Origin of the sequence: Trabulsiella odontotermitis, from assembly GCF_001188485.1 — a bacterium.
GTDB lineage: Bacteria > Pseudomonadota > Gammaproteobacteria > Enterobacterales > Enterobacteriaceae > Trabulsiella > Trabulsiella odontotermitis_A.
In genome coordinates this window covers 187,262-212,323 of record NZ_JNGH01000101.1, presented here as the reverse complement: position 1 = coordinate 212,323, position 25,062 = coordinate 187,262, and the positions used below count along the sequence as shown (strand labels likewise).

At 53.5% G+C, this 25,062-nt stretch carries 38 protein-coding genes and 1 pseudogene; 37 read left to right on the top strand and 2 right to left on the bottom strand.

The window, feature by feature from the left end:
* Positions 1-84 precede the first annotated feature (84 nt).
* Together GM30_RS16045 and GM30_RS16040 are read right to left on the bottom strand one after the other, a co-directional pair.
* The gene (locus GM30_RS16045; protein ID WP_049849429.1) at positions 85-873 is read right to left on the bottom strand and encodes a helix-turn-helix transcriptional regulator; all 789 of its coding nucleotides are present in this window, start codon (positions 871-873) and stop codon (positions 85-87) included.
* A gap of 192 nt (positions 874-1,065) precedes the next feature.
* Positions 1,066-1,845, bottom strand: a complete 780-nt coding sequence (locus tag GM30_RS16040) for a LexA family transcriptional regulator (protein WP_238582663.1) — start codon at positions 1,843-1,845, stop codon at positions 1,066-1,068.
* 136 nt (positions 1,846-1,981) lie between these two features.
* Here GM30_RS16040 and GM30_RS24710 point away from each other — a divergent pair, with 136 nt between their 5' ends.
* From GM30_RS24710 to GM30_RS15860, 37 genes and pseudogenes are all read left to right on the top strand, one after another.
* Positions 1,982-2,245 carry a helix-turn-helix domain-containing protein gene (locus GM30_RS24710; RefSeq protein ID WP_072094144.1) on the top strand — a complete coding sequence of 88 codons (264 nt, stop codon included), beginning with the start codon at positions 1,982-1,984 and terminating at the stop codon, positions 2,243-2,245.
* Between the two features lie 22 nt (positions 2,246-2,267).
* Complete coding sequence (locus tag GM30_RS16035) at positions 2,268-4,322, top strand: Mu transposase C-terminal domain-containing protein (protein WP_049849427.1); 2,055 nt, start codon at positions 2,268-2,270, stop codon at positions 4,320-4,322.
* Positions 4,323-4,333: 11 nt separating this feature from the next.
* Positions 4,334-5,227 (top strand): AAA family ATPase, encoded by an 894-nt coding sequence (locus tag GM30_RS16030; protein ID WP_049849426.1) that lies wholly within the window; start codon positions 4,334-4,336, stop codon positions 5,225-5,227.
* A gap of 10 nt (positions 5,228-5,237) precedes the next feature.
* Entirely contained in the window at positions 5,238-5,528 is a 291-nt protein-coding gene (locus GM30_RS16025) for a hypothetical protein (RefSeq protein ID WP_049849425.1), read from the top strand.
* Between the two features lie 12 nt (positions 5,529-5,540).
* Entirely contained in the window at positions 5,541-5,732 is a 192-nt protein-coding gene (locus GM30_RS16020) for a hypothetical protein (protein WP_049849424.1), read from the top strand.
* Entirely contained in the window at positions 5,722-6,363 is a 642-nt protein-coding gene (locus tag GM30_RS16015) for a DUF3164 family protein (protein ID WP_049849423.1), read from the top strand. The genes GM30_RS16020 and GM30_RS16015 overlap by 11 nt, the downstream gene beginning before the upstream one ends.
* A 1-nt stretch (position 6,364) precedes the next feature.
* Positions 6,365-6,598: an ANR family transcriptional regulator gene (locus GM30_RS16010; RefSeq protein WP_049849422.1), complete on the top strand. Its 234-nt coding sequence runs from the start codon at positions 6,365-6,367 to the stop codon at positions 6,596-6,598.
* Positions 6,588-6,779, top strand: a complete 192-nt coding sequence (locus GM30_RS16005) for a hypothetical protein (RefSeq protein WP_049849421.1) — start codon at positions 6,588-6,590, stop codon at positions 6,777-6,779. The genes GM30_RS16010 and GM30_RS16005 overlap by 11 nt, the downstream gene beginning before the upstream one ends.
* Before the next feature lie 132 nt (positions 6,780-6,911).
* Positions 6,912-7,040: a hypothetical protein gene (locus GM30_RS27610; protein ID WP_274519065.1), complete on the top strand. Its 129-nt coding sequence runs from the start codon at positions 6,912-6,914 to the stop codon at positions 7,038-7,040.
* Complete coding sequence (locus GM30_RS16000) at positions 7,033-7,758, top strand: DUF2786 domain-containing protein (RefSeq protein WP_238582662.1); 726 nt, start codon at positions 7,033-7,035, stop codon at positions 7,756-7,758. Before GM30_RS27610 ends, GM30_RS16000 begins: the two co-directional genes overlap by 8 nt.
* The gene (locus GM30_RS15995) at positions 7,755-8,129 is read left to right on the top strand and encodes a DUF4406 domain-containing protein (protein ID WP_049849420.1); all 375 of its coding nucleotides are present in this window, start codon (positions 7,755-7,757) and stop codon (positions 8,127-8,129) included. The genes GM30_RS16000 and GM30_RS15995 overlap by 4 nt, the downstream gene beginning before the upstream one ends.
* Positions 8,122-8,337, top strand: coding sequence for a hypothetical protein (locus GM30_RS15990; protein WP_049849419.1), 216 nt, complete (start codon positions 8,122-8,124; stop codon positions 8,335-8,337). Before GM30_RS15995 ends, GM30_RS15990 begins: the two co-directional genes overlap by 8 nt.
* A gap of 178 nt (positions 8,338-8,515) precedes the next feature.
* Positions 8,516-9,187, top strand: coding sequence for a nucleoside triphosphate pyrophosphohydrolase family protein (locus tag GM30_RS27370; RefSeq protein WP_238582661.1), 672 nt, complete (start codon positions 8,516-8,518; stop codon positions 9,185-9,187).
* A gap of 216 nt (positions 9,188-9,403) precedes the next feature.
* Positions 9,404-9,697 carry a hypothetical protein gene (locus GM30_RS15975; RefSeq protein WP_049849456.1) on the top strand — a complete coding sequence of 98 codons (294 nt, stop codon included), beginning with the start codon at positions 9,404-9,406 and terminating at the stop codon, positions 9,695-9,697.
* Positions 9,694-10,062 (top strand): hypothetical protein, encoded by a 369-nt coding sequence (locus GM30_RS15970; protein ID WP_072094142.1) that lies wholly within the window; start codon positions 9,694-9,696, stop codon positions 10,060-10,062. The genes GM30_RS15975 and GM30_RS15970 overlap by 4 nt, the downstream gene beginning before the upstream one ends.
* Before the next feature lie 19 nt (positions 10,063-10,081).
* Complete coding sequence (locus tag GM30_RS15965) at positions 10,082-10,498, top strand: gp16 family protein (protein ID WP_420802271.1); 417 nt, start codon at positions 10,082-10,084, stop codon at positions 10,496-10,498.
* Positions 10,499-10,582: 84 nt separating this feature from the next.
* Positions 10,583-11,035, top strand: a complete 453-nt coding sequence (locus GM30_RS15960) for a Mor transcription activator family protein (protein ID WP_049849416.1) — start codon at positions 10,583-10,585, stop codon at positions 11,033-11,035.
* Positions 11,036-11,043: 8 nt separating this feature from the next.
* Positions 11,044-11,478, top strand: coding sequence for a hypothetical protein (locus GM30_RS15955; RefSeq protein ID WP_049849415.1), 435 nt, complete (start codon positions 11,044-11,046; stop codon positions 11,476-11,478).
* 77 nt (positions 11,479-11,555) lie between these two features.
* Entirely contained in the window at positions 11,556-12,023 is a 468-nt protein-coding gene (locus GM30_RS15950) for a glycoside hydrolase family 19 protein (protein WP_238582660.1), read from the top strand.
* Between the two features lie 85 nt (positions 12,024-12,108).
* On the top strand, positions 12,109-12,369 hold the full coding sequence (locus GM30_RS15945; RefSeq protein WP_049849414.1) for a hypothetical protein: 261 nt from the start codon (positions 12,109-12,111) through the stop codon (positions 12,367-12,369).
* The gene (locus GM30_RS15940; protein ID WP_049849413.1) at positions 12,335-12,970 is read left to right on the top strand and encodes a hypothetical protein; all 636 of its coding nucleotides are present in this window, start codon (positions 12,335-12,337) and stop codon (positions 12,968-12,970) included. The genes GM30_RS15945 and GM30_RS15940 overlap by 35 nt, the downstream gene beginning before the upstream one ends.
* A 4-nt stretch (positions 12,971-12,974) precedes the next feature.
* Positions 12,975-13,217: a hypothetical protein gene (locus tag GM30_RS15935; RefSeq protein ID WP_049849412.1), complete on the top strand. Its 243-nt coding sequence runs from the start codon at positions 12,975-12,977 to the stop codon at positions 13,215-13,217.
* Complete coding sequence (locus GM30_RS15930) at positions 13,214-13,498, top strand: hypothetical protein (protein ID WP_049849411.1); 285 nt, start codon at positions 13,214-13,216, stop codon at positions 13,496-13,498. The genes GM30_RS15935 and GM30_RS15930 overlap by 4 nt, the downstream gene beginning before the upstream one ends.
* A 1-nt stretch (position 13,499) precedes the next feature.
* A complete protein-coding gene (locus GM30_RS15925; protein ID WP_049849410.1) occupies positions 13,500-14,000 on the top strand; it encodes a DUF1804 family protein in 501 nt (166 codons plus the stop codon).
* Complete coding sequence (locus GM30_RS15920) at positions 13,993-14,202, top strand: hypothetical protein (protein ID WP_049849409.1); 210 nt, start codon at positions 13,993-13,995, stop codon at positions 14,200-14,202. The genes GM30_RS15925 and GM30_RS15920 overlap by 8 nt, the downstream gene beginning before the upstream one ends.
* Before the next feature lie 4 nt (positions 14,203-14,206).
* Positions 14,207-15,859 carry a phage terminase large subunit gene (gene terL, locus GM30_RS15915; protein WP_049849408.1) on the top strand — a complete coding sequence of 551 codons (1,653 nt, stop codon included), beginning with the start codon at positions 14,207-14,209 and terminating at the stop codon, positions 15,857-15,859.
* 2 nt (positions 15,860-15,861) lie between these two features.
* The gene (locus tag GM30_RS15910) at positions 15,862-17,439 is read left to right on the top strand and encodes a DUF935 domain-containing protein (protein ID WP_049849407.1); all 1,578 of its coding nucleotides are present in this window, start codon (positions 15,862-15,864) and stop codon (positions 17,437-17,439) included.
* Positions 17,426-18,685 (top strand): phage head morphogenesis protein, encoded by a 1,260-nt coding sequence (locus GM30_RS15905; RefSeq protein WP_049849406.1) that lies wholly within the window; start codon positions 17,426-17,428, stop codon positions 18,683-18,685. The genes GM30_RS15910 and GM30_RS15905 overlap by 14 nt, the downstream gene beginning before the upstream one ends.
* Positions 18,682-19,242: a phage virion morphogenesis protein gene (locus GM30_RS15900; RefSeq protein WP_049849405.1), complete on the top strand. Its 561-nt coding sequence runs from the start codon at positions 18,682-18,684 to the stop codon at positions 19,240-19,242. Before GM30_RS15905 ends, GM30_RS15900 begins: the two co-directional genes overlap by 4 nt.
* 222 nt (positions 19,243-19,464) lie before the next feature.
* A pseudogene (locus tag GM30_RS15895) lies at positions 19,465-20,557 on the top strand (phage protease).
* Between the two features lie 12 nt (positions 20,558-20,569).
* Entirely contained in the window at positions 20,570-20,962 is a 393-nt protein-coding gene (locus GM30_RS15890; RefSeq protein WP_049849404.1) for a sialidase family protein, read from the top strand.
* A gap of 15 nt (positions 20,963-20,977) precedes the next feature.
* The gene (locus tag GM30_RS15885) at positions 20,978-21,886 is read left to right on the top strand and encodes a Mu-like prophage major head subunit gpT family protein (RefSeq protein ID WP_049849403.1); all 909 of its coding nucleotides are present in this window, start codon (positions 20,978-20,980) and stop codon (positions 21,884-21,886) included.
* The gene (locus tag GM30_RS15880) at positions 21,886-22,335 is read left to right on the top strand and encodes an HI1506-related protein (protein ID WP_049849402.1); all 450 of its coding nucleotides are present in this window, start codon (positions 21,886-21,888) and stop codon (positions 22,333-22,335) included. Before GM30_RS15885 ends, GM30_RS15880 begins: the two co-directional genes overlap by 1 nt.
* Before the next feature lie 3 nt (positions 22,336-22,338).
* Positions 22,339-22,767, top strand: a complete 429-nt coding sequence (locus tag GM30_RS15875) for a gp436 family protein (protein ID WP_049849401.1) — start codon at positions 22,339-22,341, stop codon at positions 22,765-22,767.
* The gene (locus tag GM30_RS15870; RefSeq protein ID WP_049849400.1) at positions 22,767-23,432 is read left to right on the top strand and encodes a DUF1834 family protein; all 666 of its coding nucleotides are present in this window, start codon (positions 22,767-22,769) and stop codon (positions 23,430-23,432) included. Before GM30_RS15875 ends, GM30_RS15870 begins: the two co-directional genes overlap by 1 nt.
* Complete coding sequence (locus GM30_RS15865; protein WP_049849399.1) at positions 23,413-23,646, top strand: DUF2635 domain-containing protein; 234 nt, start codon at positions 23,413-23,415, stop codon at positions 23,644-23,646. Before GM30_RS15870 ends, GM30_RS15865 begins: the two co-directional genes overlap by 20 nt.
* Positions 23,633-25,051: a phage tail sheath C-terminal domain-containing protein gene (locus GM30_RS15860; RefSeq protein WP_049849398.1), complete on the top strand. Its 1,419-nt coding sequence runs from the start codon at positions 23,633-23,635 to the stop codon at positions 25,049-25,051. The genes GM30_RS15865 and GM30_RS15860 overlap by 14 nt, the downstream gene beginning before the upstream one ends.
* Positions 25,052-25,062 lie beyond the last annotated feature (11 nt).

Sequence of the window (25,062 nt, the reverse complement as noted above, 5' to 3'; positions counted from 1 at the left end):
GTTATGTCTCATTACTGTAAGAAATAACGCAGACTATTCCTGTCAGGCAGCGGTGCTGTCTTGAACAAAATTGCAGCGGCGGAATTACCTCAGCGAAAGCACATACTGACCGGGCGTCATGCCAAACTGCCGCCGGAAGGCGCGGGTCAGGTGGCTCTGGTCGGCAAAACCCGCCTGCAGCGCGGCATCAATGGGCCGCGCTCCCTGCTGTAACAACCGTTTTGCCAGCCGCACGCGAGACTGGATCAGCCAGGCATGTGGCGTAGTGCCCACGTCACGCGAAAAGCCACGTATCAGTTGAAAACGACTGATACCGCATAACCCGGCAAGAGCGGCAAGCGTGACGGGTTCAGCAGGCGAATCATCAAGGTATTCTTTGGCGAGCGCAATGGATGGCGAACAGGCGTTGCGTGGCGTAACCGACAACAGATGCTGTTTTGTTACCCGCATCAGGCACTGCATTACCGCTTCCTCAATAGCCGTTCGGTCTGGGGTCGGAGCGTTAAGCATCAGGAAGAGCTGTTGCATTGACGCGCTAAGCACCGAATCGTTCGCCACCGGTTTCACATCGAGCTGCCCGTTCAGTTCACCCGTCATCACATCCGGCTCGATATACAACATATGCCAGCCGCGTATGCCCGTTAACGGTACGCCGTCATGGATCTCACCAGGATTCACCATAATGATATTTCCTGCAGACGCCTCGACGTTACCAATACAACTCTGAGAACGCTGCGCCCCTTCGACAAACACGCCGATGCCGAACTGATCGTGCGAGTGGCGCGGGAAAGAATGCGCCGTCAGCAGCGAGACCGCCTCTACGCCCGGCAACGCCCGGCGATACTGCCTGACCTGGTGGATGCGTTGTTTCATAGGATCTGTGGGGAGGTGTTCATTTCTGCATAGCGAAAGGATCTAAATGAAAGAGCCAGAATGGCCGTGACGTGGGGCTTTGACGGATGTGAGTCTATTCTGCACACCCCGCCGAGTTTCGAGCAAATACGATAAAAAACGCGTTTATTTTTGCACTGTCATGATTAAAGTTAAGAGTGGTTTAAACAGTTTTTAAACCACCCTGCCATACCATACGACCTTACCTACAATATCAAAATCACTTGGTACGTTGTTCAGATTGATTGTGAATGGCTCATAGGCAGGATTTGTGCTAGTTACACGCAGTTGAGCACCAGGTAATCTCTGTACCCGCTTAACAAGTAACTGACCATCCACTCTTAGGACGTAGATCCCTTCGCGTGGATCTCTATCACTATGGTTGACCAAGATGATGTCTTTATCATTAAGAACCCCCTCCATCGAATCACCGTACACGCTGATAACAGAGAGGTTTGATGGATCTGCTTTCAGGTGGTTAGTCACCCAGTAACGTCTAAAACTCACTGTAAACATCGGTGTTTCATCGTCATTCCAGGCACCATAACCAGCGGACGCGTTAACATTGTATCGAGGAACAAAAACAAACTCGTTTAAATCAACTTCGTTCCCCTGAACATCAACAACTGTAGAGCCACTGGCCACTACAATATCCTTCCTCTTCTCTGCCTCACTTGAAACATTTCCAGTCGCTAACCATTCAACGCTGACCCCACCGGCTTTAGCCAAAGAAATCAATATTGGTAATGTTGGGTAGCCACCATCAAGCAATCGGTTAAGTCCAGATGGTGAAACACCTGAAGCTGTAGCAAATGCGTTTGTACTCTTAAATTTGGACAATACCTCACGCAAACGAGAGTGGAAATCATCGCGTCCGAGTTCATCTGTTTTACTTGGATGTATGGCGTTCTCCTTGTTTGAGTCATCCGTCATATTGATATCTTCTTGTTTCATAATTATTTTTTGAAAATAAACCTCGTTTAAGATGGATGATTAACCTGGATGAGATAAAAAATAAACTCATCCAAGTTGATTTTCGTCTTGTTTGCGCATACTCTTTGTTCATGATTTCACTAAATGAGCAAAAACGATGAGCAAAAAAAATCCACAAGAAATTAGGGACTGGCATCGTGCTGACATTGTTGCGGCATTACACAAGAAGGGGTGGTCTCTCCGTGGCTTATCAAAGCATCACGGATACAAAACCCCGACAGCGCTGAACAACGCACTGGATAGAAAATGGCCTAAAGGGCAAACAATCATCGCTGCAGCAATAGGTGTAATGCCTGAAGAGATCTGGCCAAGTCGCTACCAAAGTGATTTTAGCGGCTCTTTTGTACATGTACATAAGTAATTTCGCTTCAAGGATAGTTCTTATGAGCATAAAAACACATTACAGCGCTGAAGAGTTAGCTCGAATGGGGCTGCCGGGATTGCCAGGTACGTCAAGAAATATTCGCGAACGTGCTAAAAAAGAATCCTGGTCATCTCAAAAAAGGAAAGGCGTTGGTGGTGGATGTGTCTACGCGGTTCATAGCCTTCCAAGTGAGGCACAAGAAGCTATCCGTGAGAAAGTCTACCAGGCCGTTTTAATGAACAAACGTGCCGATAATGCTACCCGTGCCGTTGCGTCCAGACAGTTAGTGGCTAACCGTGATGACATTGCACTACTTCGGCAGTGCCCGGCAATTCTGGAACGCAAAGTTTCAGAATTAACTGAGAAGCAAAAGCAAATCGCCGATGCTCGCGCGGCGCTGGCCATGGAGGTTGAAAAACTCCGTGATGCCGGAATGTCCCGTACCGCTGCAGTGAAGTACATCGCCAGCGCATCGCGTGATGATTCACTGCCGGAACACCTGCAGGCAGCAGCGGCCATCGCTAACGCCCGCAAAGGTTCTACCCGTAAAGGCATTGGCGAACGCAGCCTGCAGGAATGGGTGTCAATTTTTGAAACCTCCAGACCAGGCATTGAGCGCTTGTCTTTACTGGCTCCCGGTCATCTGAAAGCGAAGAAACCAGAGCAGATTAAATGGCTTCCTGTTTTTCTCGCGCACTGGCGTTCACGTAAGGGGCCATGCCTTCGGGAAGCGTACCGTGATTTTCAGGCTGAGTGGCAAATGACTTATGCCGACCAGCCTGCTATCGCGGCAATCTGCCCCTCTTATGATGCCGTTCGTCGTGCCATGGATAAGCTGCCGCGCCGTGAAAAAGCCCGTGGCCGAGTCAGTGGTTCCGCTGCACTGGCTTATGAATGCTTCCAGAAACGTGACTGGTCACAGATGCCTGTTAACGGTTGCTGGATTGCGGATGGTAAGTCACTCGATATGAAAGTGGCGCATCCGGATCATGGTCGCCCGTTCACCCCGGAGCTCACGCTCATCATTGATGGCCGTACCCGCTTTATTGTTGGCTGGAGCCTGGCGTTATCTGAAAGCGTTATTGCGGTTGCTGACGCATACCGCTACGCGATGAAGCATTTTGGTAAACCGTTGTTCGTTTATTCAGATAACGGTGGTGGTGAAACTAACAAAACTTTAGATGCAGACGTCACTGGTATTTTCAGCCGTCTCGGTATTGATCACCCGACCAGCATTCCCGGTCGCCCGCAGTCTCGCGGGATTATCGAACGCCTGAACAAAGGTGTGCCGCGTCGGGTGGCTATGCAGTTTGAGACATTCAGCGGCGGCAGCGCAGACCGGGAACACGCCCGTATCACAGCCCGTGCTATCCAGTCTGCGGTGAAGGCTCAGGAAAATGGACGCGAACTGACACCCGTCCAGCGAACAGCGCTGAGTAAGCTCCCGTCATGGCAACAGTTACTTGATGCCATCGCCGAAGAAGTTGATGCCTATAACAATAGCCATGAACACCGTGAGCTGCCAAAGCGTAACGGTCGCCACATGACACCTGCAGCCTACCGCCGTGCCGTTCTGGAAGTTGAAGGCGATGAAACCGAATATCTGACGGATGTCGAGCTGCGCGAGGCATTCATGCCCGAAATGATTCGTACCGCTCAGCGCGGCTGGTTGCGCCTGTTCAACAACGACTATTTCTCCGAAGAGTTAATTCAAGTCGATGGTGAGGATGTTCGTGTTGCCTTTGATATCCATGACCCGCAATCCGTCATCGTCCGTCGCCAGGACGGCTCCTACGTCTGTACGGCTATCTGGAACGGCAATAAACGTGCGGCCATTCCTGTCAGCGCGATGGATGTGGCTGTTGAGAAACGCCGCCAGCGCCGCCTTAACCGAATTGAAGACAAACGTCAGGAGATCGAAGCTGAAGGCCGCTCCGTCCTGCCGGGACAATCCTTCGATGAACTGGGTAGTTTTATTCCGGCTGAATACACCATTGAGCGGGAAGAGGAACAGTATTTCTTCCTTGAAACTGACCGCGAAGAATATCTGAAAAAAACCGGTAACCACCGGTAAGCGAGAGTGATATGAGCATGCAAAAAGAACTGACAGAAGTGATGGCCCGCAAAGGCTACAACCAGACACAGGTCGCCCGTGCAATCGGTAAAAGCCCGGCGGTTATTAACCAGTATCTTCAGAACAAATATAACGGTGATATTCCCAGTCTGGAGGGATTAATTACCAGCTTTATTTCTCGTGAAAACGAAAAAGAAAAATCACTGCGTATTTCAGCTCAGTACATCCCGACCATCACATCACGTAAGGGACTGGAGGTTATCAGGCTGGCGCACCTTGATGGTGATATCAACGTTATCACCGGTGATGCGGGTCTGGGAAAATCCATGATTCTGCGCGAATACGCAGCACAGCACCGTGACGCGCTGCTTATTGAGGCTGACCCAGGCTATACCGCCCGTGTGGTACTGGAAGAACTTTGCGGTCTTCTCGGGCTGAGTAAGCGCGGCAACATGCATGAGCTGAGCGAAGCCTGTATATCGGCACTGCGTGATTCTGGTCGGCTTTTGATGGTCGATGAAGCGGAGAACCTGCCCTATCGCGCACTGGAAACACTTCGCCGTATCCATGACAAGTCCGGTATCGGGGTTGTGCTTGCCGGGATGCCGCGTTTGATCATCAACCTGAAGGGGAAACGCGGGGAGTACAAGCAGCTCTACAGCCGCGTCGGTCTGGCTCTCAGCATCGGTGATGCCCTGCCGCAGGACGATATCAACGATATTGCCGTCAGTATGCTGCCGGATGCCGCAGACCCCGAAGTTGGCGCGGCACTTTACAAGGCGAGCCATGGCAACGCCCGCCGTCTTTTCAAACTGGTGCGCGGTGTCAGTCGTCACAGTGCCATCAGTGGCCATGCGGTCAGCGCAGGCGCTGTCCGTAAGTTTGCAGAAATGCTCATTAACTGAGGGGATCATCATGGTAAGCCAGTCGCAGCACCTTACCAATATGGAAGTTATCTCGGCACTGGCACGTGCAGAGGCTCTGATTCTGTATCTGTCAGCGCAGGGCGTCAGCGTGAAAAGTGTGTCGTTACGTAATTCACAACCTGTTATTCGGATCTCCCGCCATGCCTGGTGTGAGCGCATGAAAAAACAGGGACTGGCCCGGTTCGATCATACAGGTATTGGCAGTCACGGACGTTTTCGTCAGGGCGTCTGGACTGACGAAACAGGTTGTCGTGTGGTCTGGTCTGAGTCGATTCATTAAAGGAGAAAAACTATGGCAAAAGTCGTTATCACTCTTACCGATGTGGGACGTGGCCTTGATGTCCAGTGTCGGGTTGAACCGGAGGAAAAGGACAGCGAACGCGTTCAGTTTGTTGCTGCCGCTGTGGGTTATGGCCTCGCTGGTCATGTAAATCAAAAAATCATTGATGCTATTAAAAACAAGGGGAAAACCAATGTCCACTAACAAACAATTTACCGATAAAACTGCGCCGGAAGGCTACTGGATTGATGCCAAAGGCGTTCTGACTCCGGTCAGTCTGATTAAAGATACCGACCAGATGCGCGATGATCTGGTTCGCTCCATCGTTGAAAAGGCCACAGCACTGAGCGCGGCGCTGGCTGAGTTTAAGCTCAGCGGCTTTTCTGACATCGGGGCATTTGTCGATATATCAGCCAGCCAGTACGGCGTGAGCCTCGGCGGTAAAAAGGGTAACGTCACTCTTTACAGCTACGATGGCCGCTTCAAAGTCCAGCGGGCAATGCAGGATCGTATTGCCTTTGACGAACGCCTGCAGGCGGCGAAATCACTGATTGATGAGTGTCTCGCAGACTGGACTGAGAATGCACGTCCAGAAATCCGGGCCATTATTACCCGCGCCTTCCAGACCGAGAAAGAAGGCGAAGTTAACACCGGCGCAGTGCTGGCCCTTCGTCGTCTCGACATTACTGATACTCGCTGGGTACAGGCTATGGAGGCTATTGGTGAAGCCGTGCAGGTGGTCGGTAGCCGTTCCTATATCCGTGTTTATGAGCGCGTAGGCGAGAGCGATCAGTATCGTGCCATCCCTCTGGATATTGCTGGCGTGGGGGTGTGATATGGCCGTTCTGTTTGACCGTACCAATGCCAGAAAACCCTGCAGTCCGTTCATGTCTTATGCGGCCAGTGCCGTTATCGCTGAGCAGAAAGGCGATTTCGGGAAAGCTGCCGATGCATGGAAGGCCGCGTTCAGCCTGGCGAAAAAAGAAGTCAACAGTATCTGGGCTATAACGCGCATGGAGTTCTGCCGTCACGCTGATCACCGTGGCTGGGGAGGCGTCAATGAAAGCTAAGCAATTCAATGCGTGTTACCCAATGGGAAGCGCTTTTATCTATCAGCCGGTTCCGGCTTTACGTGGTGGTCGGGTTGTCAGAACGGTGGATGTCGCCCGCGACCTTAAGGACGTGACCGTTGTTGAAATTAATCAGGAGCCTTATTTCGCAAATATTAAATCACTGAAACCGGCTGGCTGAAAATAAACTCAATTTAAATCCGTTTTAAAAATGGCGTAAACCCGCAGGGGCTGGCTTACGCCAAATTCAGGAGAAACCAATATGGAACACTTAACAGGATCCATGTGTCCTTCGTGTGAGACTGAAGATTCTATGGCTATGGAAGTGCAACAGGCCGCCCATGACCCGCAATTAATCAATATCGTGGTTATCTGTTGTATCTGCGGTACACGTTTTAATGAATTTGTGGATGTTAATAACATGGAGGTGTTAGGTGAATAATTCAGAAAAAGATAAATATCTCCAGCGTATTAAAAAATTGCTGGCAATGGCCCGTAATAATTCCAGCGCAGAAGAAGCCGCGCTCGCTCTGAATCGTGCGCAGAGACTAATGGCGGCGCACAACCTTAGTGAAAGCGATGCAGCATTCATGGATATCAATGAAGCATCAACTCAGAAGGCTCCGTCACATGCTGAAAAGATGCCGGAATATATGGCGCTACTGGCAGTGATGATCGCCCGTGTATTCGGCGTGAAGTTTTATACCAGCCATGGTGTTGAGTTCTGGGGAGATTCACCGAAACGCACCATTACCTATTACGGGCCAGACGAACGGCCACAGGTTGCTGCATATTCCTTCGAGGTTCTGGGTAAGCAACTGGCTAAGGCTCGCCGTGATTACATCAAAACATTACGTAAGAACATCAGGCCCGCCACAAAGGTTGCCCGCGCTGATACTTTCTGCTCTGCATGGGTCAATGGTGCCTATGCGGTAGTCAGTGATTTCGTTGTGACTGAGGCTGAAGCAACTCTGATTGAAGCGTATCGCAGCAGGAAGCTCAGCAACGGAATGAAAACGCTGGAACCACGCGCTCCCGGTAAGGCCAGAGGAACCGATGAGGCTGCCTATCACGGATACAAGGCAGGACGTAACGCGCAACTACATCATGCTGTATCAGGCTCCACATCAGGAGTAGCGCGTATCGGAGGTAAATCATGAGCGAAGAAACGCGTAAACCTGTTGTGTTTATCGCCGGGCCGATGACCGGTTATCACAATTTCAATCGGGACGAGTTCAACGCTGAGGCCAGCGTACTGGAAGACCGTGGCTTCACTGTCCTTAACCCTGCCATTCTTCCTGATGGCCTGCTGCATGAACAGTATCTGCAAATCACACTGGCCATGCTGGAAACTGCGGACTCCGTTTTCCTGCTGGATGGCTGGACTGAAAGTGATGGGGCATGCCAGGAGTTCAGGCGGGCCCGCGAGCTGGGACTGATGTTTATGTATCAGTCATGGGGAAATACAAAGCGAGCGATTTTACTGAACCGCGAGTTACGCATCACACCAGTTGAGGTGAGCTATGAATAACGTAACAGGTTGCCAGTTTCAGGCGAACGGTACACGTCGTGTCTGGTTCTTCCGTGATAACAGTCAGGTGGTGGAATATACAACCCTGCCCCCGAAGTTACGTTTTAAATACTGGGACGCCGGTAATCATCAGATCAGAGCAAAAGAACAGCAGGTCGAAATGAAAAAGGCGATTGAGCAATTTAAAAAACTGCGGGGAATTAAATAATGAACACCGGATTAATACTCGGGCTGGTTATTTTTTATCTGCATCTTGGGTGGTGCTGGGTAAGTGTTCTCAAACGTGTTTTGCCTGGTGTTATTTGTTCACGATTTAAATATGGTCTGACTCTGGTTCTGTGGCCGCTGAGTCTGATTATTTCTGATGCGACGATGGAGGAAGAAGAATGAGCCGATTACCATCGAAAGAAATCTACGCGATTCCAGACTGGATGCGGCAGTACCTGCCGCTCTTTAACAACACAGGAGGTAATGACATCGAGGCGCTACTGCACGACGACAGCACAACGCCGCTCGCAAATGTGGTTCGCTATATGCTCATCGTTTCCGTTCGTTCGCAATTCGACTTACTTGTGATGTTGCGTAAGAGCTGGCTGGAGGCGATGGAAGTTCTGGACGGGGTCAGCCTGACAGAGGTCTATCGCTCAGCATACGAGGATGCTCGTCATGAAGGGCTGGTTAACTGGGAAGCCGCCACGTCTCTTGCTGAGGAAAACGAATCGCTGAAACGCAAGCTGGAAGACGCAGAGAAGCGCATAGCAGAACAAAGTGACTATTTTTCGGCTTTGGTGGCGATGGCGCGGAAGTCAGCAGATAAGGCTATGCGTAAATATCCGCAGCCAAACTATGTGCTGCTGAAGGTCGCTGAAGAAGCTGGCGAGGTCGTACAGGCTGGGGTTCATTACGCAGAAAACCGCATGACGTGGGACGAGGTAGAGGGCGAGATTGTCCAGTTGCTGGCTATGCTCATTCGCCTTGTTACGGAGGGTGACCAGATTAACGGCGTCACCCCACCGCAATCAGTCCGCTCCGCTGGCGTTGGCATTAAGGAGTCGTGATGTCCAGAACAACACTTGAGCGCATGAATAACAAACACGGGCACCACTATCAACGTGATGGGTCAGTTTACATATGTTGGATGTGTGGCACAGCTGAGCATCGCAACGGTAGATATTGGTGGGCAGGACGATATTCAGAAACTGAGCCACCATGCGGTGATGATGTGGTGGGGCAAGAAGCTTGGTTTGAAGCCGCGAAAAGCGAGGGCGAGTGATATGTGGCGAGGAACAAATCGCGGCAGTAGCCAGATGATTCTCACCAGTTACGAGTTTGACCATGAAGGCAAAAAGTCTCGTGCTGTCTACCTGGTCAGGCATCACAGCAAAGTTAAGGAGACCACACTGGAACAGAAGGTGACCGTTGAGAGAGACGCTTTTGGCCGGTTCACACCACTCGTTGAGCTTACTGATTTTCCAGGTGGACTAAGTGAGCGCGAATCGATGTTGAAATTAGCCGACTGGCTGCACCGTCTGGGCGTGGCTATCGAAGATAACTGGAGTACCCCATGACCATACTAACCACACGCGAACGTGCCAGACTGCGTAAGCAACGCTCCCGTGCATCACTGGCGAAACAGGAAGGCGTAAATCGTTTCGAGGTAAGCCTGACTGATAGCGAACTGGCCGCGCTGGAGCGTGGCCGGGTTAACCGGAATCCTGGACGTGAGCCGTACAGCCGCAATGAGTACATCGCCCTGTTGCTGATTAACGATGCCGGGAAGCTTGCAGAACAGGAATCAGCTTTGCCTGTCTGTGGAAAGTGCGGCGCTAAACCTCCGCAACATTGCGAGGGAGCATTCAAGGGTGAAAGTACCTGCTGGTTGACAATCAGTTGCCTCAAACTGAATTTAACCAGCGTGACAGGTCACAGTTAAATAATACGGAGGTGTGACCGTGAAAAATAAAAACGCGCTTATTGGGGCCATTAAAGCCGGTCAGGCCTGGCTTAAATGGGATGATGTTACCTACCGGAGTGTACTTAAACGTATCACCGGAAAAATGTCCAGCAAACATTGCTCAATGGATGAATTGCAGAACTTACGGGAATATATGCATACGCAGGGGTTTCCACGTATTAATACCCGTAAGCATGGACGACGACCTTCCGTTCCGGCCGGACGGAAATCAACGCTGGCGAAAATTGAAGCCCTTTTAACTGATGCCGGTCGTTCATGGAATTATGCAGAATCAATCGCCTCACATATGTTTCAGCAAAAGGTTATTGAGTGGCTGACCGATGAACAACTGGTTAAGTTGATGCAGGCGCTTATCATTGATGCCAAACGAAGAAGCAAACGCGACACTAATTAATAATAACGAATTCCATTGAGAATAAAATGATATACAATGAGGGGGATACGCAGGTATCCCCCTTTTTCGTTCCGGAGGCAATCCATGAATCAGTATTATTCAGAAGAGCTGGAGCGCGTTAAATCGCTGCTTCCTGAACCTGTTCTGCGCATTGCTGAACTGATTGGCTTCCCTGCAACGGCAGAGCTGCTTAAGGCGTTAGGTGGTGCAACGTTCCCGATTGGGAAAGGGCTTCGTGCGCTGGGCTTTCACCGCGTTCGTTTGCTGCAGAGTGCTATCGGTGAAGAGAATACCCGCATTCTGATGAATAACTTCGGTGGTGAGTCGCTCTATCTCCCCCGCTGTGACAGTGCGCTGAGGCAGCTACGCAATCAGGCTTTTCTTCATGAGTTCGATTCGTTAAGGGATCAGGGCGTGTCGTCTTTGCTGGCTATGACAGAGTTGTGCCCGAAGTACGGTTTCAGTGATCGTTTTGCCTGGGGGCTTTTGGCGCGACAGAAAAACAATGGAATCTCAACACAAGACTCTTTATTTTAGGATGGATTATGAAAAATATTATTTTTGTTTGGCTTATCTTTTTTAGCTTTAGCTCTCTGGCGGGAGATATTAAAAGTGAGGAAGATTTCATAAAATCAGCTATTAAAGATGGATATCAGGCTCAAAGAAACCTGGCTTTTGGTTACCAGACTGGTGATGCCAAAACTGGTGGTTACGACTTTATATCTAAAAATGAAACAAAATCTTGTGCATGGAGAAAGATTTTATTAATTGCTAACCCAGACAAAGTTGACTCATCTGATCCAATGAACGAAAGGTTCTCTTGTCGTAATCTTGATTTTGAACAAGATGAAGAAGTGTGGAAGATTGTTTATAAATATCTCCCCATGATTGCCGAAGCAAAAGAAAAAGGTGAGTATATGGTGGAAAAAGAGAGTGTGCCAACACCAGATAAACTAGAAATAATAGATGTTACTCAATAGCCACTGAACCCCTTCACCTTAAACCACAACTAACCCGATGAAATACTGACACCATCCCTTATTAACAGGATGGTGTTATGTTTTTATCACTCTCTCAGTTTCAGCAGGCAGCGGGTATTTCTTTTACACTCGCTCAGCGCTGGTATGAACCGGTCAGCGCTGCTGCTGCCGAATTTCAGATCCAGACGCCCCTGCGACTTGCCGCATTCATCGCTCAGACCGGACATGAAAGCACTGGTTTCAGCCGGTTAAGCGAAAGCCTGTATTACACCGACGCAGAACGCGTCGCGCGTATTTTCCGCAGCGGCTTCGATAACAACAAAAATGGCGTTATTGATCCTGCTGAAATCGCCTTTGCCCGTGCCTATACGCGTAACCCGGAAAAACTGGCGAACCGGGCCTATGCCGGACGCGGTGGGAACGGTGATGAAAAGTCTGGCGACGGCTGGCGCTATCGCGGACGTGGACTGATTCAGGTTACGTTCCATGACAATTACCTCCTCTGTGGTCAGGCGCTTGGAATTGATTTGATCTCTGACCCNTGAGCACCCCCCGCCGTATCAATCCTCCGGCTGAAGGTCAGGCTGACCGTGAGGCCCGATACAAAAAGGCGAAGGCGGCGCTGGGCGTATGAAATTCATTCGGGAACTGATCAGCAATCCTGCCTCCGGACGTCTTTCCACTTCCGACACCATAGTTCTCGGTGCCTTTCTGGTGAGTTCCTTCGTGCTGGTCTGGGTAACCGTCAGGCATGAAGAGATTCCCGGAGAGCTGTTTCTGACCTATCTCGGGGCGTGGGTGGCTCAGTGCCAGGCATCCAAACATATGTCAATCAAGCGTGATCGGGAGGTGAGTAATGTGGCCCGCAGCTCTGAAAATCCTGAAGGATAACTGGAAAACGTTACTGGTCATCGCCGTTCTGCTGGGTGGTGGTGTCTGGGTCGGGATGTTTCTCTCTGAAAAGGCGCTGACTGAGCAGGCGCTGACCTTCAGCCAGGAAAAGCAAAAGCTCACCGATGATTTCAGCGCTCAGAAAAGTGCCTGGGATAAAGAGCGTCTGGCCGCTGCCAGTCAGTATGCCGTTGACCTGCGGGCCGCGCTGGACAGACAAAAAGCCTGGCAGGATAAAGCCGATGCGCTTTCCCGCCAGATGGCAGAAAAAGAACGACAACACACCCGCACGGTGAACGACCTGCAACGGAGACTTAACGATGCACTTGAAAGCGATGGCGGTACTTATACCGGTATTGGCCCTGCCAGCCTGCAGCTCTGGCGTGAATCCCTCGGTTATCCCGGAGCCGAAAGTATCACCGCTGGTCACGGTCTGTCAGAAGCCGCCAGCAGCGCTACTGGAAATACCGGAAATGCCACCGGCACCGAAGGCGGACTCTCCCCGTCCGGAATAATCAGCCACAGTGGAGAGTACGGCAAATGGTGCCTGCTGATGCGTGACCGGCTGCAGGCACTCAATGATTTCTACAACAAGGAGTGACGCGATGTCTCTGGACATGGCTTTTCAGATTGCACTGGCGCTGGCCGCAACCTTCGGCACCATCTGGATTCGTCGCCTGCAGAAAGATATCTCTGACCTGGAAAAAGCAGTTGACCGAATCCGGGACGAGTATCAGCGCCGTGAAGACGCCAGGAGCAATTACGACAACATGATGGACGCGATGAGGGAACTGCGGGCGGCTATCGAACGTATTGATAACAAACTGGACAGGAAAGCCGACAAATGAAAGCGAGACTGAAGCGCCGCGCCCGTCGCACTCATATCAGCAATGACGAACATGAGACACTCAGCCGTATTGCTGAGCAGCTCGACCGTCTGCAGGCACCCGTAAATCCGGATGTACTGCTCAGTATCAATACCCGGTTGAGCCGCATAGAGTCACGCCTTGATGGTATCAGCGATGATGTTTCACGTCGTGGCGCGGTGGCCGGAGCCATGGCCGGGGCATTCACTGGTGGCATCATCACCGTCGCGATCATGTTCATTCGCGCGAAACTGGAGCTCTGATATGGCGCATCCGCAGGAAACACGGGAAAGACTGCGCAGGGCGTACATCTTCGGACAGATGTCCCTTGAGATCGCCTCAGCACAAACCGGCGTTGCATTTGCGACAGCCCGTCGCTGGAAGAAAGAGGCGCAGGATGCGGGGGACGACTGGGACAAACTCAGGGCTGCACACATCATGGCAGGCGGCGGTCTTGAAGACATTGGCCGGGCCATCCTGACAGGGCTGATGACGCAGTATCAGACCACGCTGGAAATGCTCACCACCAATGCTGACCTGCCTGCTGACAAACGCGTCGAACTGCTGGCCAGTCTGGCGGACGCCTTCAACAAAGCGGTTGCCGCTAACAAAAAAATCCTGCCGGAAGTCAGTCAACTGGCGGTTGCTCTGGATGTGATCCAGCGGCTGAGTACGTTTGTGGCAGAAAGTTATCCGCAACATCTGGCGGCGTTCGTGGAGATTCTGGAGCCATTCGGACAGGAAATGGAGAAGCACTATGGCTGATAAATTGATCCGCGTTAACTCCCGAGTGAGCGTGATGGCAAGCATGGTTGCCTATGTCGAAGCGCCGGAGTTTCGCGATGAAGTCTGCGTCCACCTGACTGATGGTCGCATCGAATATCTTGAGTACTCCATGCGTAACGAAAGATGGAGCGCAAAAGACAGGTTTGAAAAGGCTGTTAACGATGCCTTAAGCGGAGCTTAATTCAGTGGACAGAGGTAAATCCCTTTCACGTAAAGACTTCCTTGCTGAACTGGCGGAGCTCTCCGCCAGCCTGCGCCGCACGATTGAAGCGGAGGACGTTGGCTTCGACCCGGCACCTGCTGCCGTTGCTGAGCGCCGTGCTCGGGTCGCTGACCCGGTGACGGGCTTTGAGTATTTCACGCAGCATTATTTCCCGCATTACGTCCGCCATACCGACAAAAGCGAACTGCATAAATACCTCTATGCACGGCTGCCGGAAATCATCAGTGCCACCACCGGGCAGAATGACGCCATCGCCGCCCCGCGCGGTGAAGCAAAATCCACTATCGTCAGCCAGCTCTTTGTTATCTGGTGCATCGTTCAGGCGCTCAAACACTACCCGGTCATCATTATGGACTCGATTGACCAGGCTTACCCGATGCTGGAGGCCATCAAAGCTGAGCTCCAGTTTAACCCGCGTCTGCTCATGGATTTTCCTGAAGCGGCGGGCGGTGGTCGTGTCTGGCAGGCGGGCACCATTCTGACACGCAACGATATCAAGGTGCAGGTTGCGGGCAGTGGTAAAAAACTGCGTGGCCTGCGTCACGGGCCATACCGTCCAGACCTCGCGGTACTGGACGATATTGAGAACGATGAGCAGGTTCGTAACCCGGAACAGCGTGACAAGCTCGATAACTGGCTGAAAAAAACCGTTCTGCCGCTGGGCGGTGCCGGTGCGAAATTCGATGTGGTGTACATCGGAACCATCCTGCATCACGATTCCGTACTCTCCCGTACCCTGAAAAATCCGCTCTGGAAACGGGCGAGGTTTAAGGCGCTCATCAGCTGGCCACACAATATGGAACTGTGGGACAGGTGGGAAGAAATCCTGCGTAACAACGATGAAGACGGAGAGTTTCTGGCCCGCGCATTCTATGAGCAACACCGGGCTGAAATGGAGGAAGGCTCCGTTGTTTCATGGGCCGCCCGTCCGCTCTATACCCTGATGCTTATCCGTGCCCGTGACGGTCACAGCACGTTTGATGCGGAATACCAGAATGACCCCGTCAGTGGCGAGGATGCACCGTTTAACGGCTGTATTACCTTCTGGGTTAATCGTCTGGCTGAGTGGCGTTTTTACGGTGCCTGCGACCCCAGTCTGGGGAAAGCCGGTAACAGTCGTGACCCGTCCGCGCTACTGGTCGGTGGCTATAACCGTTTCACCGGTATTCTGGATGTGGTTGAAGCACGTATCCGTAAGCGCGTCCCGGACAGGATAATTTCAGATGTGATCGAGCTGCAGCGTGAATACAACTGTCTGGTCTGGGCTGTTGAGTCCGTCCAGTTTCAGGAGTTCCTGCGCACAGAGCTGGTGAAGCGCTCGGCCATTGCCGGTATCCCGGTTCCTGCCCGTGCAGTAACACCCAGCGCCGACAAAATCCTGCGTATTGAATCCCTGCAGCCGCATGTCGCCAACGGTCTTATCCGTTTGCACCCGTCACAGACGACACTGATTGAACAGCTACGGCACTTCCCGAAAGCAGATCATGATGACGGGCCTGATGGACTGCATATGCTCTGGATGCTGGCGGTTTCCGGTGCCAGTAATTTTGATTTTAAAGCTGTACCGCGCCACAGCCGCAGCGGTGACAGATTCGGCTCCACAGGAGGTTGGTAAAGATGGCCCAGATTGTTGACCAGTATGGTCGCCCGCTTAAGAAGGACGTTCTCAAGGAACCCCAGTCTGCACGGATAGTGCAGCTCAACCGGGACTGGCCTACGCACCCGTCTCGTGGGATGACCATTGCACGACTCCCCCGGATTCTTGAAGCGGCAGAACGCGGCGACCTCGCCGCGCAGGCAGACCTGTTTGAAGATATGGTCGAACGCGATGGCCACATTTTTTCGGAAATGGCCAAGCGCAAAAATGCGCTGCTTACGCTGGACTGGAGCATCGAGCCACCCAGGAACGCCACGGCGGAAGAGAAGAAAATCGCGGCGATGGTGGGGGCGTGGTTTGATGACATCATCGAGATGGAAGACATCACCCTTAACGCGGCAGAAGCCATCGGACACGGCTTCTCGGCGCAGGAGATCGAACGGTGGGAGCGCGACTCCGGCGTCTGGCTCCCCACCAGAATCAAGCTTCGCCCGCATCGCTGGTTCTGTACCACGCCGGATAAAGGCGATGAAATCCGCCTGAACACGGGCAGCATGGACGGTGAAGAGTTGTGGCCGTTCGGCTGGCTTGTTCATACCCATAACGCAAAGTCCGGCTATATCGCGCAGAGCGGCCTGTACCGTGTGCTGGTCTGGCCGTATCTGTTCAAGAATTACAGCGTTCGCGATCTGGCTGAATTCCTGGAAATCTACGGACTGCCCGCCCGTATCGGGACGTATATTTCCGGGGCGACGCAGGATGAGCAGGATAAGCTGATGGAGGCGCTGGTCTCTCTCGGCCATAACGCATCCGGGATCATTCCTGAAGGTACGCAAATCGAATTCAAGGAAGCGGCGGAAGGACAGTCTGACCCGTATATGGCGATGATTAACTGGGCGGAGCGTACCGAGTCCAAAGTGATTCTGGGTGGTACGCTGACCGCGCAGGCTGACGGAAAAACCTCCACCAACGCCCTCGGGAATATTCATAACGAAGTGCGGCACGATCTGCTGGTCGCCGACGCCCGCCAGCTCGAAGGGTTTTATCGTGGCGTCATTCAGATGTTGCTGGCAATCAACGGTTATGATGTCAGCCCGCGCCGTCAGCCCCGTCTGGTTTTTGATACCCGTGAGCTGGAAAACATCCAGGTATTTGCAGAGGGTGTGAACACGCTGGTACAGGCCGGGATGAGAACTATCCCCGTCTCATGGGTACACAAGAAAATTGGCATTCCGGTTCCCGGAGAGGGCGAAGCGGTTCTGGTTCCTCCCGCTCCGACAAACCCGGTGGCACTTGGCACCCGGATTGCAGCCCCTGTGTACCGTTATTTTTCAGCGCTCAGCACCGGTACTGACATCACCGACCCTGCGCAGGATGCACTGGATAACGCCACCAGTCCGGGCGTCGCCATCAGCCAGGCAATGGAAAAGCTGATCGCACCACTGGTGACGGCCCTGCAGCAGGGCCAGACACCGGATGAGGCGCTGGATATTATCGCGGCCAGCTATCCGTTGCTGGATGACGGGCAACTGCAGCAGCTCCTGCACCAGGCCATCTTCGTCAGTGAAGTATGGGGACGCCTCAATGCCGAAAGCTGATGTGGATCTGGGTTACGCCATTGGCCTGAAACCAGAAGAGGCCATTAAATACTTTGAGTCGAAGGGCTACACCATCGGTTTTAACTGGCACGATGTGGACGCCAGCGCCCACGCCACAAAGTTCACCGTCGCCGGAGTGCTCAAACAGGACATTCTGGAGGATATCAGCCAGGCCATGCAGACGCATATTGACGGCGGCGGCACCCTGCGTGATTTCGGGCGGCAGCTGACCCCGGTTCTGACGCGCAAAGGCTGGCTTGCCGATAAAGCCAGGCTGGTGGCTGATGAGGATGGTGTGCTTGAAGGTAAGCAACTGACGCCGCGCCGTCTGCGTACCATCTTTGAAACGAACATGCAGGCCGCGTATGGCGCAGGCCGTTATGCTGAGCAGATGGCTAATGCGGAATTCCGCCCCATCTGGGAACGTGTGGCCGTGATGGATACCCACACCCGGCCACTCCATGCCAGGCTGAACGGTTTTACCGCACGCTTTGATGACCTGGTCTGGCAGTTCATGTATCCGCCTGATGGCCATCACTGTCGTTGCCGCGTTCGTGCCAGAACGGAGGCTGATGCTGCACGTCTGGGTATTGAGGTGAAATCCTGGGCAGATGAGATTGTTACTGTACAGCAGGCATGGGGGCCGCACGATACCAGGGAGGTTAAGGCACTGCGCTTTAATGGTGAACTGTACACACCGGATGCAGGGTTTGGCCATAACCCCGGTAAGGGCTGGCTGTCTTCACTCGGCCAGCGACTGCTGGACAAAGCCGCCACAACCACCCCGGCTATCGCCACACAGGCCGTCAGCGACGTGCTCTCAGAGACTGCTGTTCTGGCAGCGGTGACCGATGATGTTCGCCGCTGGGTGGACGCGGTCAGTGTCCGCCAGAACACGCGCGGCGATCTGAAGCGTGTGGGTGCGGTGCCTCCTGAACTGTTTGCCCGTCTGGAAGAGAGCGGTGTGCAGCAGCCGGTGGTATTCAGTATCCATGAAGAGGATGTCCGCCAGGCTCCTGGCCCGCTGTGGTCAGAGCTGCCCTCCCTGTTGCGGCAACGTGGTGATGTCTGGCTCGACAGTGATTCCCTTGTCTGGCTCCTGCCGGGGCAGACCGGCGTTCGCGCTGTGAGGGGAATCCCTGCTGATGATGGGTGGCGGTTGTCGCTGATGAACGGTGGTGCAACTGTCCGTCAGGGAGAGATCCTTACGGATGGCGCGAAACAACTGCAGGTACGGGTGCCATGAGTTACACCATCACCTACGACATCGGCGACTTTGAACGCTCACTGGGTGAGCTTATCAAACGCCTGGAACACCGCGAGCCCCTGATGCGGGAGATGGCCGCCGCCATGGGTGATGCGGTTGAAGAGAACTTCGCGCGTGAAGGCCGCCCGGCGTGGATGGGCTGGAGCCCGTCATATGCCCGCAAGCGTAGTGGCGGAAAAATCCTGCAGAAGTCGGGGCGGCTGGCAAAAAGTATCACCCAGGTCAGTAGTAATGATATGGCCATGGTCGGGACAAACGTTAAGTATGCCCGTATTCACCAGGAGGGAGGAGAAATCAATATAGCCTCCCGTAGCCAGCAGGCTTATTATCGACACAACACTAATGACTATAAAAAAATTGGCGGTATTGTGGGAAACAGGTTTGTTAAAAAGAGCCGTAGTAACTTCAGCCGGTGGCATACAATTGGTGCATATAAAATTAAGATGCCTGCCCGCCCGTTCCTGCATCTTACGGAAGATGATGTTACCGGCATGGAGAGCACGGCAGAGAATTACCTGAAGCGTCTTCTCGACTGATGGATTTAACGCCCTGTAAGCCACGCAGACGCGTTCAGTTTAATTGTGGTAGAGTGATTCGTCACAGAGGTAGTTAAACGTTTTTAAAAGCGGTTTAAAAAGCACAGACCCGGTTTGCTCTGTGATCCTCTGCCTCATCCAGTGTGGTGATCCTCTTAACCCACTTATCCACTGAACCCCTTCATCTGAATCCCGTTGTCCTGGTGCCGTATTCTCGGCCCCATGAAAAAGACTCTTATCGCCTCTCTGGCACAGCAGATTGACAGCACCACATCCGGTGTCATCCAGCTTTTTCCGGCTGGTGAGTTCCGTGCCCGTGATGGTCGACCGGCTGAGTGTGCAGCATGGGTTATGACGCGGGAAATTGCAGAGCGCCTGATTGCTGCTGCAGATGCCCGTGAAACTCCCTACGTCCTGGACTATGAACACCAGACCCTGCGGGCAGCAAAGAACGGCCTTCCGGCTCCGGCTGCAGCCTTCTTNAGGTGAAGGACTGTTCGCCATCGATGTGGAGTGGACAGCCACTGCGGCCGCCATGGTTGCAGCCGGAGAGTACCGTTTTATTTCCCCCGTGTTTTCCTACGACACCACCGGTCAGGTACTGCAGATAGTCAATGCTGCCCTGACTAACACACCGGCGCTTGACGGGATGGAGGAAGTGTTACTCGCTGCCGCCTCCCTGATGGACGCTCACTTAACCACAGAGGGTATTGCAGAAATGGATGAAGAATTTCTCAACGAGCTCCTGAGCAATCTGCGCTGGATGCTGAATCTCCCCACCGCGTCAACGAAGGAAGAGATTCTGGCGGAGCTGCAAAAAATTATCGGGCTGCTTTCGAAAGGTGAAGGTACTGCGGCAGCGGCTGTCAGCCTGCTGGATGTCCTGAACCAGAATGCGCAGAGTATCGCTGACCTGACCGCACGTGTTGACAATCCTGACCCGGCCAAATGGGTGGCCGTGGATGTGATGAACGCTGCCGTACAGCAGGCCGTTGAAAAAGCGGCATCCGGTAATCAGGCGGCACTGGCAACACAGGAAGCTGAAACCCTGATTACGGTTGCACTCGGCGACGGTCGCCTGCTTCCGGCACAGGAAGACTGGGCGAAATCGCTGGCGAAGTCTGACCCGGAAAGCCTGAAAACCTACATCGGGAAAGCGCCGAAGATTGCCGCGCTGACCACCAGTCAGACACAGGGGCAGCCGCCGAAAGGTGCGCCTGAGCGTCCGACTGAAGACGATGACGAAGCCATTGATCCGGCTATCTGCTCCATGATGGGGACAGACCCGGAAGACGTGGCGAAATACATCAAGTAAAGGAGCCATCCAATGGATCGCAATACCCCTTTTAAAGACGGTGAGCTGTTTGCGGTGCCCGTTGCGGCCGCGACAGAACTTTTCGGCGGGCACATTGTGGCCGCGAATGCGACCGGGTACGCCGTTCCGGGTAGTGCCACGGCCGCTAATACCACTCTCGGTGTGTGTGATGGCTGGGTGGATAACACCACCGGTGCTGACGGTGAAAACAGTGTGCTGGTTCGCCGTGGTAAAGCCTGGTGTCTGGCCAACAGTTCCACTGACCCGGTAACTCAGGCGCTCGTGGGTAAACCCTGTTATGTCGAAGACAGCGCGACGGTTGCCAAAACCAGCAATGCTGATGCCCGTCCGGTTGCCGGGACGGTTCTGGGTGTGGATGCCGAAGGCGTCTGGGTGCTGATTTAATAAGGAGAAACAGCCGTGTTAATTAACGTTAAAAATGTGCGTCAGGTTTTTGTAAACCTGAAAGCCACTTTCCAGAAGGCGTTTGAGCAGACGCCGTCTGACTGGGAAAAAGTCGCGATGGTTGTTCCGTCCACCGGGAAAGAGAACGACTACAGCTGGCTGAGCCGCTTTCCGAAAATGCGCGAATGGATTGGTGACAAGGTTATTAAGGCACTGGCCGCCTTCAACTACACCATCCGCAACAAGGACTGGGAAGCCACCATCGAAGTTGATCGTAATGACATCGAAGACGATCAGATTATGGGCTACGCCCTGCAGGCAAAAGGTGCGGGTCAGTCTGCTGCTGAGCTTCCTGCAGACATTGTATTTGGTCTGCTGAGTGACGGCTTCACCAACCTTTGTTATGACGGCCAGCCGTTCTTTGATACCGACCACCTGGTAAAAGGTGCATCGGTCTCTAACAAAGGGACGAAGAAGCTTGACGTCACCAGCTACGCTAACGCCAAAGCCAGCTATGGTGCAGCCAGGACGGCCATGCGCAGCCTGAAAGATGACGAAGGTGCCTCCCTGAAAATCCGCCCCAGCATTCTGGTTGTACCGCCAGCGCTGGAAGATGACGCCAACTATCTCATGACGGCAGATCGCTTCCCGGACAACACGCCAAACCCGTACAAGGGAACTGCGGAAGTGCTGGTTGTTCCGGAGCTCAAATCGGATACCGCCTGGTTCCTGCTGGATACCACCAAGCCGGTTAAACCGCTGATTTATCAGCTGCGTAAAAAGCCGGAGTTCGTTGAGCAGACGGACTATAACGCCGAAAACGTCTTCAAACGTAAGAAGTTCCTGTTTGGTGCAGAAGCCCGCGCCAACGGTGGGTACGGCTTCTGGCAGATGGCGTATGGCTCAACCGGGGAGGCTGCATAATGCCAGTTCAGATAACTGCACGTCGGGACGGTTTCCGCCGTCTTGGCATCGCGCACAGCGCGAAAACCACCACGTATGACGACGACCGTTTTACGGACGCCGAGCTGGCCATCCTGGAAAATGACCCGAACCTGATTGTTCTGCGTACGGACAGTACGCAGGGATCAGAAAACGACGAAGCACTGGTGAAAGCCGGTGCCCGCATCGCCGAGCTGGAAGCCGGGATTACGCAACTTGGCAAGGATGCTGACGAGCTGAAGAGCACCAACAACATGCTGATGGATCTGCGTGATGAGCAGAAGCGCCGTATCGACGAGCAGGATGCTGAAATAACGGCACTGACTGCAGAGCGCGACGAGCTGCAGGCGAAGCTGACCGCTGCCACCAGTGATAGTAAGGGCTCCACTCAGCCGGTGGAGGAAGATACTTCCGGTAAGAAAAAGGGCTAATACATGTATGCCGTCCGCGATGACATGGTGAAGGCATTCGGTGAGCGGGAGTGTATCTCGCTCACCGACCGGGACTTCAACGGGGAGATCGATGATGTGGTACTGGAGGGTGCCCTTACTCAGGCCAGTGCTGAAATCGATGGTTATCTTTGCGGCCGGTATCCGGTGCCATGGCCTGACGAGCCGCGCGTTCTGGTGGGTAAGTGCTGCAACATCGCGCGTTATCTGCTCTGCGGTGCTGATACTCAGATGACGGAGGAAATCCGCGCACGCTACGAGGACACCATCCGTTTTCTGGAAAAGGTTGCATCCGGGAAAGTCACGCTGGGACGCAACACTGCCGGGGAGGTGGTTCGTAGTGGCTCCGGAGCCCGCATTGTTTCAGGCGGTCGCGTCTTCGGACGAGACCAGACTGACGGAGGGAGCTTCTGATGCTGATTACGGATATTGAACTGGCGATTGTTGATCGTCTGCGTCGCGGGCTGGGACGACTGGCCCGCAACGTAGAAAGCTACGGCGGTGAAATGGATGGTGAGCCAGCCGAAGTACTGCGCCAGTTGCCGGGGGTCTGGGTGACGTTCGGTGGTATCCAGAAGACGGAACGCCTCAGTACAGCCAGAAACAAACACGTCACCCACGGGCGATTTGTTGTGATGGTGGGCGACCGCAGCGTGCGCAGTGAAGCGTCCTCCCGAACCGGAGGAGCAACCCTCAGTGAGGTGGGAACATACCGTCTGGTTTCTGCCGTTCGTCGCCTGTTGTCCGGGCAGGACATGGCGGATGCGGGGTTGAAGATTGACGCGCTGATGCCAGGACGCGTCCGCACGCTGTTCAATACCCAGCTTGAAAAGCAGGCGTTCTCTGTCTTTGCGTGTGAGTTTGATACGAAGTGGATCGAGTCCACGCTGGAGAACGGGAAGTATCCGTTGCAGGACGCACCGGCTGACCATGAAGACAGTCTCTTTACACCTTACCAGGGTGAAACCAGTCCGGATGATCCTGAATGGTTGCGCACCCGCCTGACCTATGACCTGAAAAGCCCGGATACGCCGGGGGTTGCAGAGGACATTATCAACCATGAGCAAGATGAAAGTTAAAGCGGTACCGGGGGTGAAGGTACCGCGTGAAGACAACCCGCGCCGTTATATCACCGGTGACGTTGTTGAGGTGGAGGACACCGCCTATTACCGCCGCCAGATTATGGCTGGCGATCTGATTGATGTCAGTGCTGCGACGGTAAAGGCTGGCGCGAAAAACACGGACACCAGAACAGCGGACAAGATTCAGGAGGTGAACAGTGTCCAGTCCTAACGTTGAACTCTATGAGATTGGTTCCGTTCGCAAGCCAGGTAAGTATTTTGAATTTAATACCCGTCTGGCCGTGCGTACGCTGCCGGGGAACGTCCAGAATGTTCTGATGGTAGTTCAGATGCTGTCGACCGGTCTGGCGGAAGCTCTCTCCATTGTCGATATCTTTTCCGATGAACAGGCGGCGACATACTTTGGTCGTGGTTCAGTGGGCCATCAGATGGCCACTGCGGCCATCGGGGCTAATTCGTACCTGCAGTTGCAAATGATTGGCGTGGCTGATGCCGCCACCGCGACCGCCGCGACAGGAAAGATTACGGTTACCGGGCCAGCCACCTCAAACGGTACGCTCAGTGTCAGTATTGGCGGTACGCGTCTTGATGTGGGGATCTCTGCCGATGATACCGCTACGGAGATCGCCGCCAGTCTGGTTGAAGTTATCACCCAGAATCCGGCCCTTCCGGTTACAGCCGTTGCTGCTGATGGTGTTGTGACGCTGACTTCCCGCCATAAAGGGACAGTCGCCAACGATATCACTGTCAGTGCGACGGTCAGCGCTTCCGGTTCTACGGTCGCGGTCGTCGCTATGGCGGGTGGTAATGTTGATCCGGATATTGCACCGGCGCTGGCTGCTGCATTTGCTGCAGGGCATGACATCGTTGTGAGTCCGTTCTCCACGCAGGACGCGCTGACGGTACTGCGCACCCATCTTGACAAGGTCAGTGGCCCGCTGGAACAGCGCGGTGCAATTGGTGTGGCAGGCTGGCCAAAATCGCTCTCGACCGGTACCACGCTTGCGGCCTCGCTCAACAGTGGACGCATTACGATTGGCTGGCATAACGGTTCGGTCAAATCTCCGGCGCAGATTGCAGCCGCCTACGCTGCTGTCATTGCGAGCGAAGAAGACCCTGCCCGCCCGCTCAACACACTGGCGATGAGCACACTGGATGTGACGGCGCTTGAATCGCGTCCCGGCCGGACAGAACAGGAAAACGCGCTCTATAACGGACTGACACCGTTTGAGATTGGCCCCGGCGACACAGTTCAGATCGTCCGCGCCATCAGCACGTACACCAAAAATGCGGAAGGTGTTGATGATGTCTCCCTGCTGGATATCACCACCATCCGTACGCTGGATTACGTTCGCAAGGCATGTCGTGAGCGTATCTCGTTGCGTTTCCCGCGCGACAAACTGAGCTCACGCACACCACCGAAGGTGCAGAGCGAGCTGCTTGATGTCCTCATCAAGCTGGAAGAGCTGGAGATTGTTGAAGAAGTGGAAGCCAACAAATCCGCGCTCATCGTTGAACGTGATTCGCAGGACAGCAACCAGTTGAACGCCCGCATTCCGGCGGATGTCGTGAACGGGCTGCATGTCTTCGCGGGTCGTATCGACCTGTTGCTGTAAAGGAGTGATGC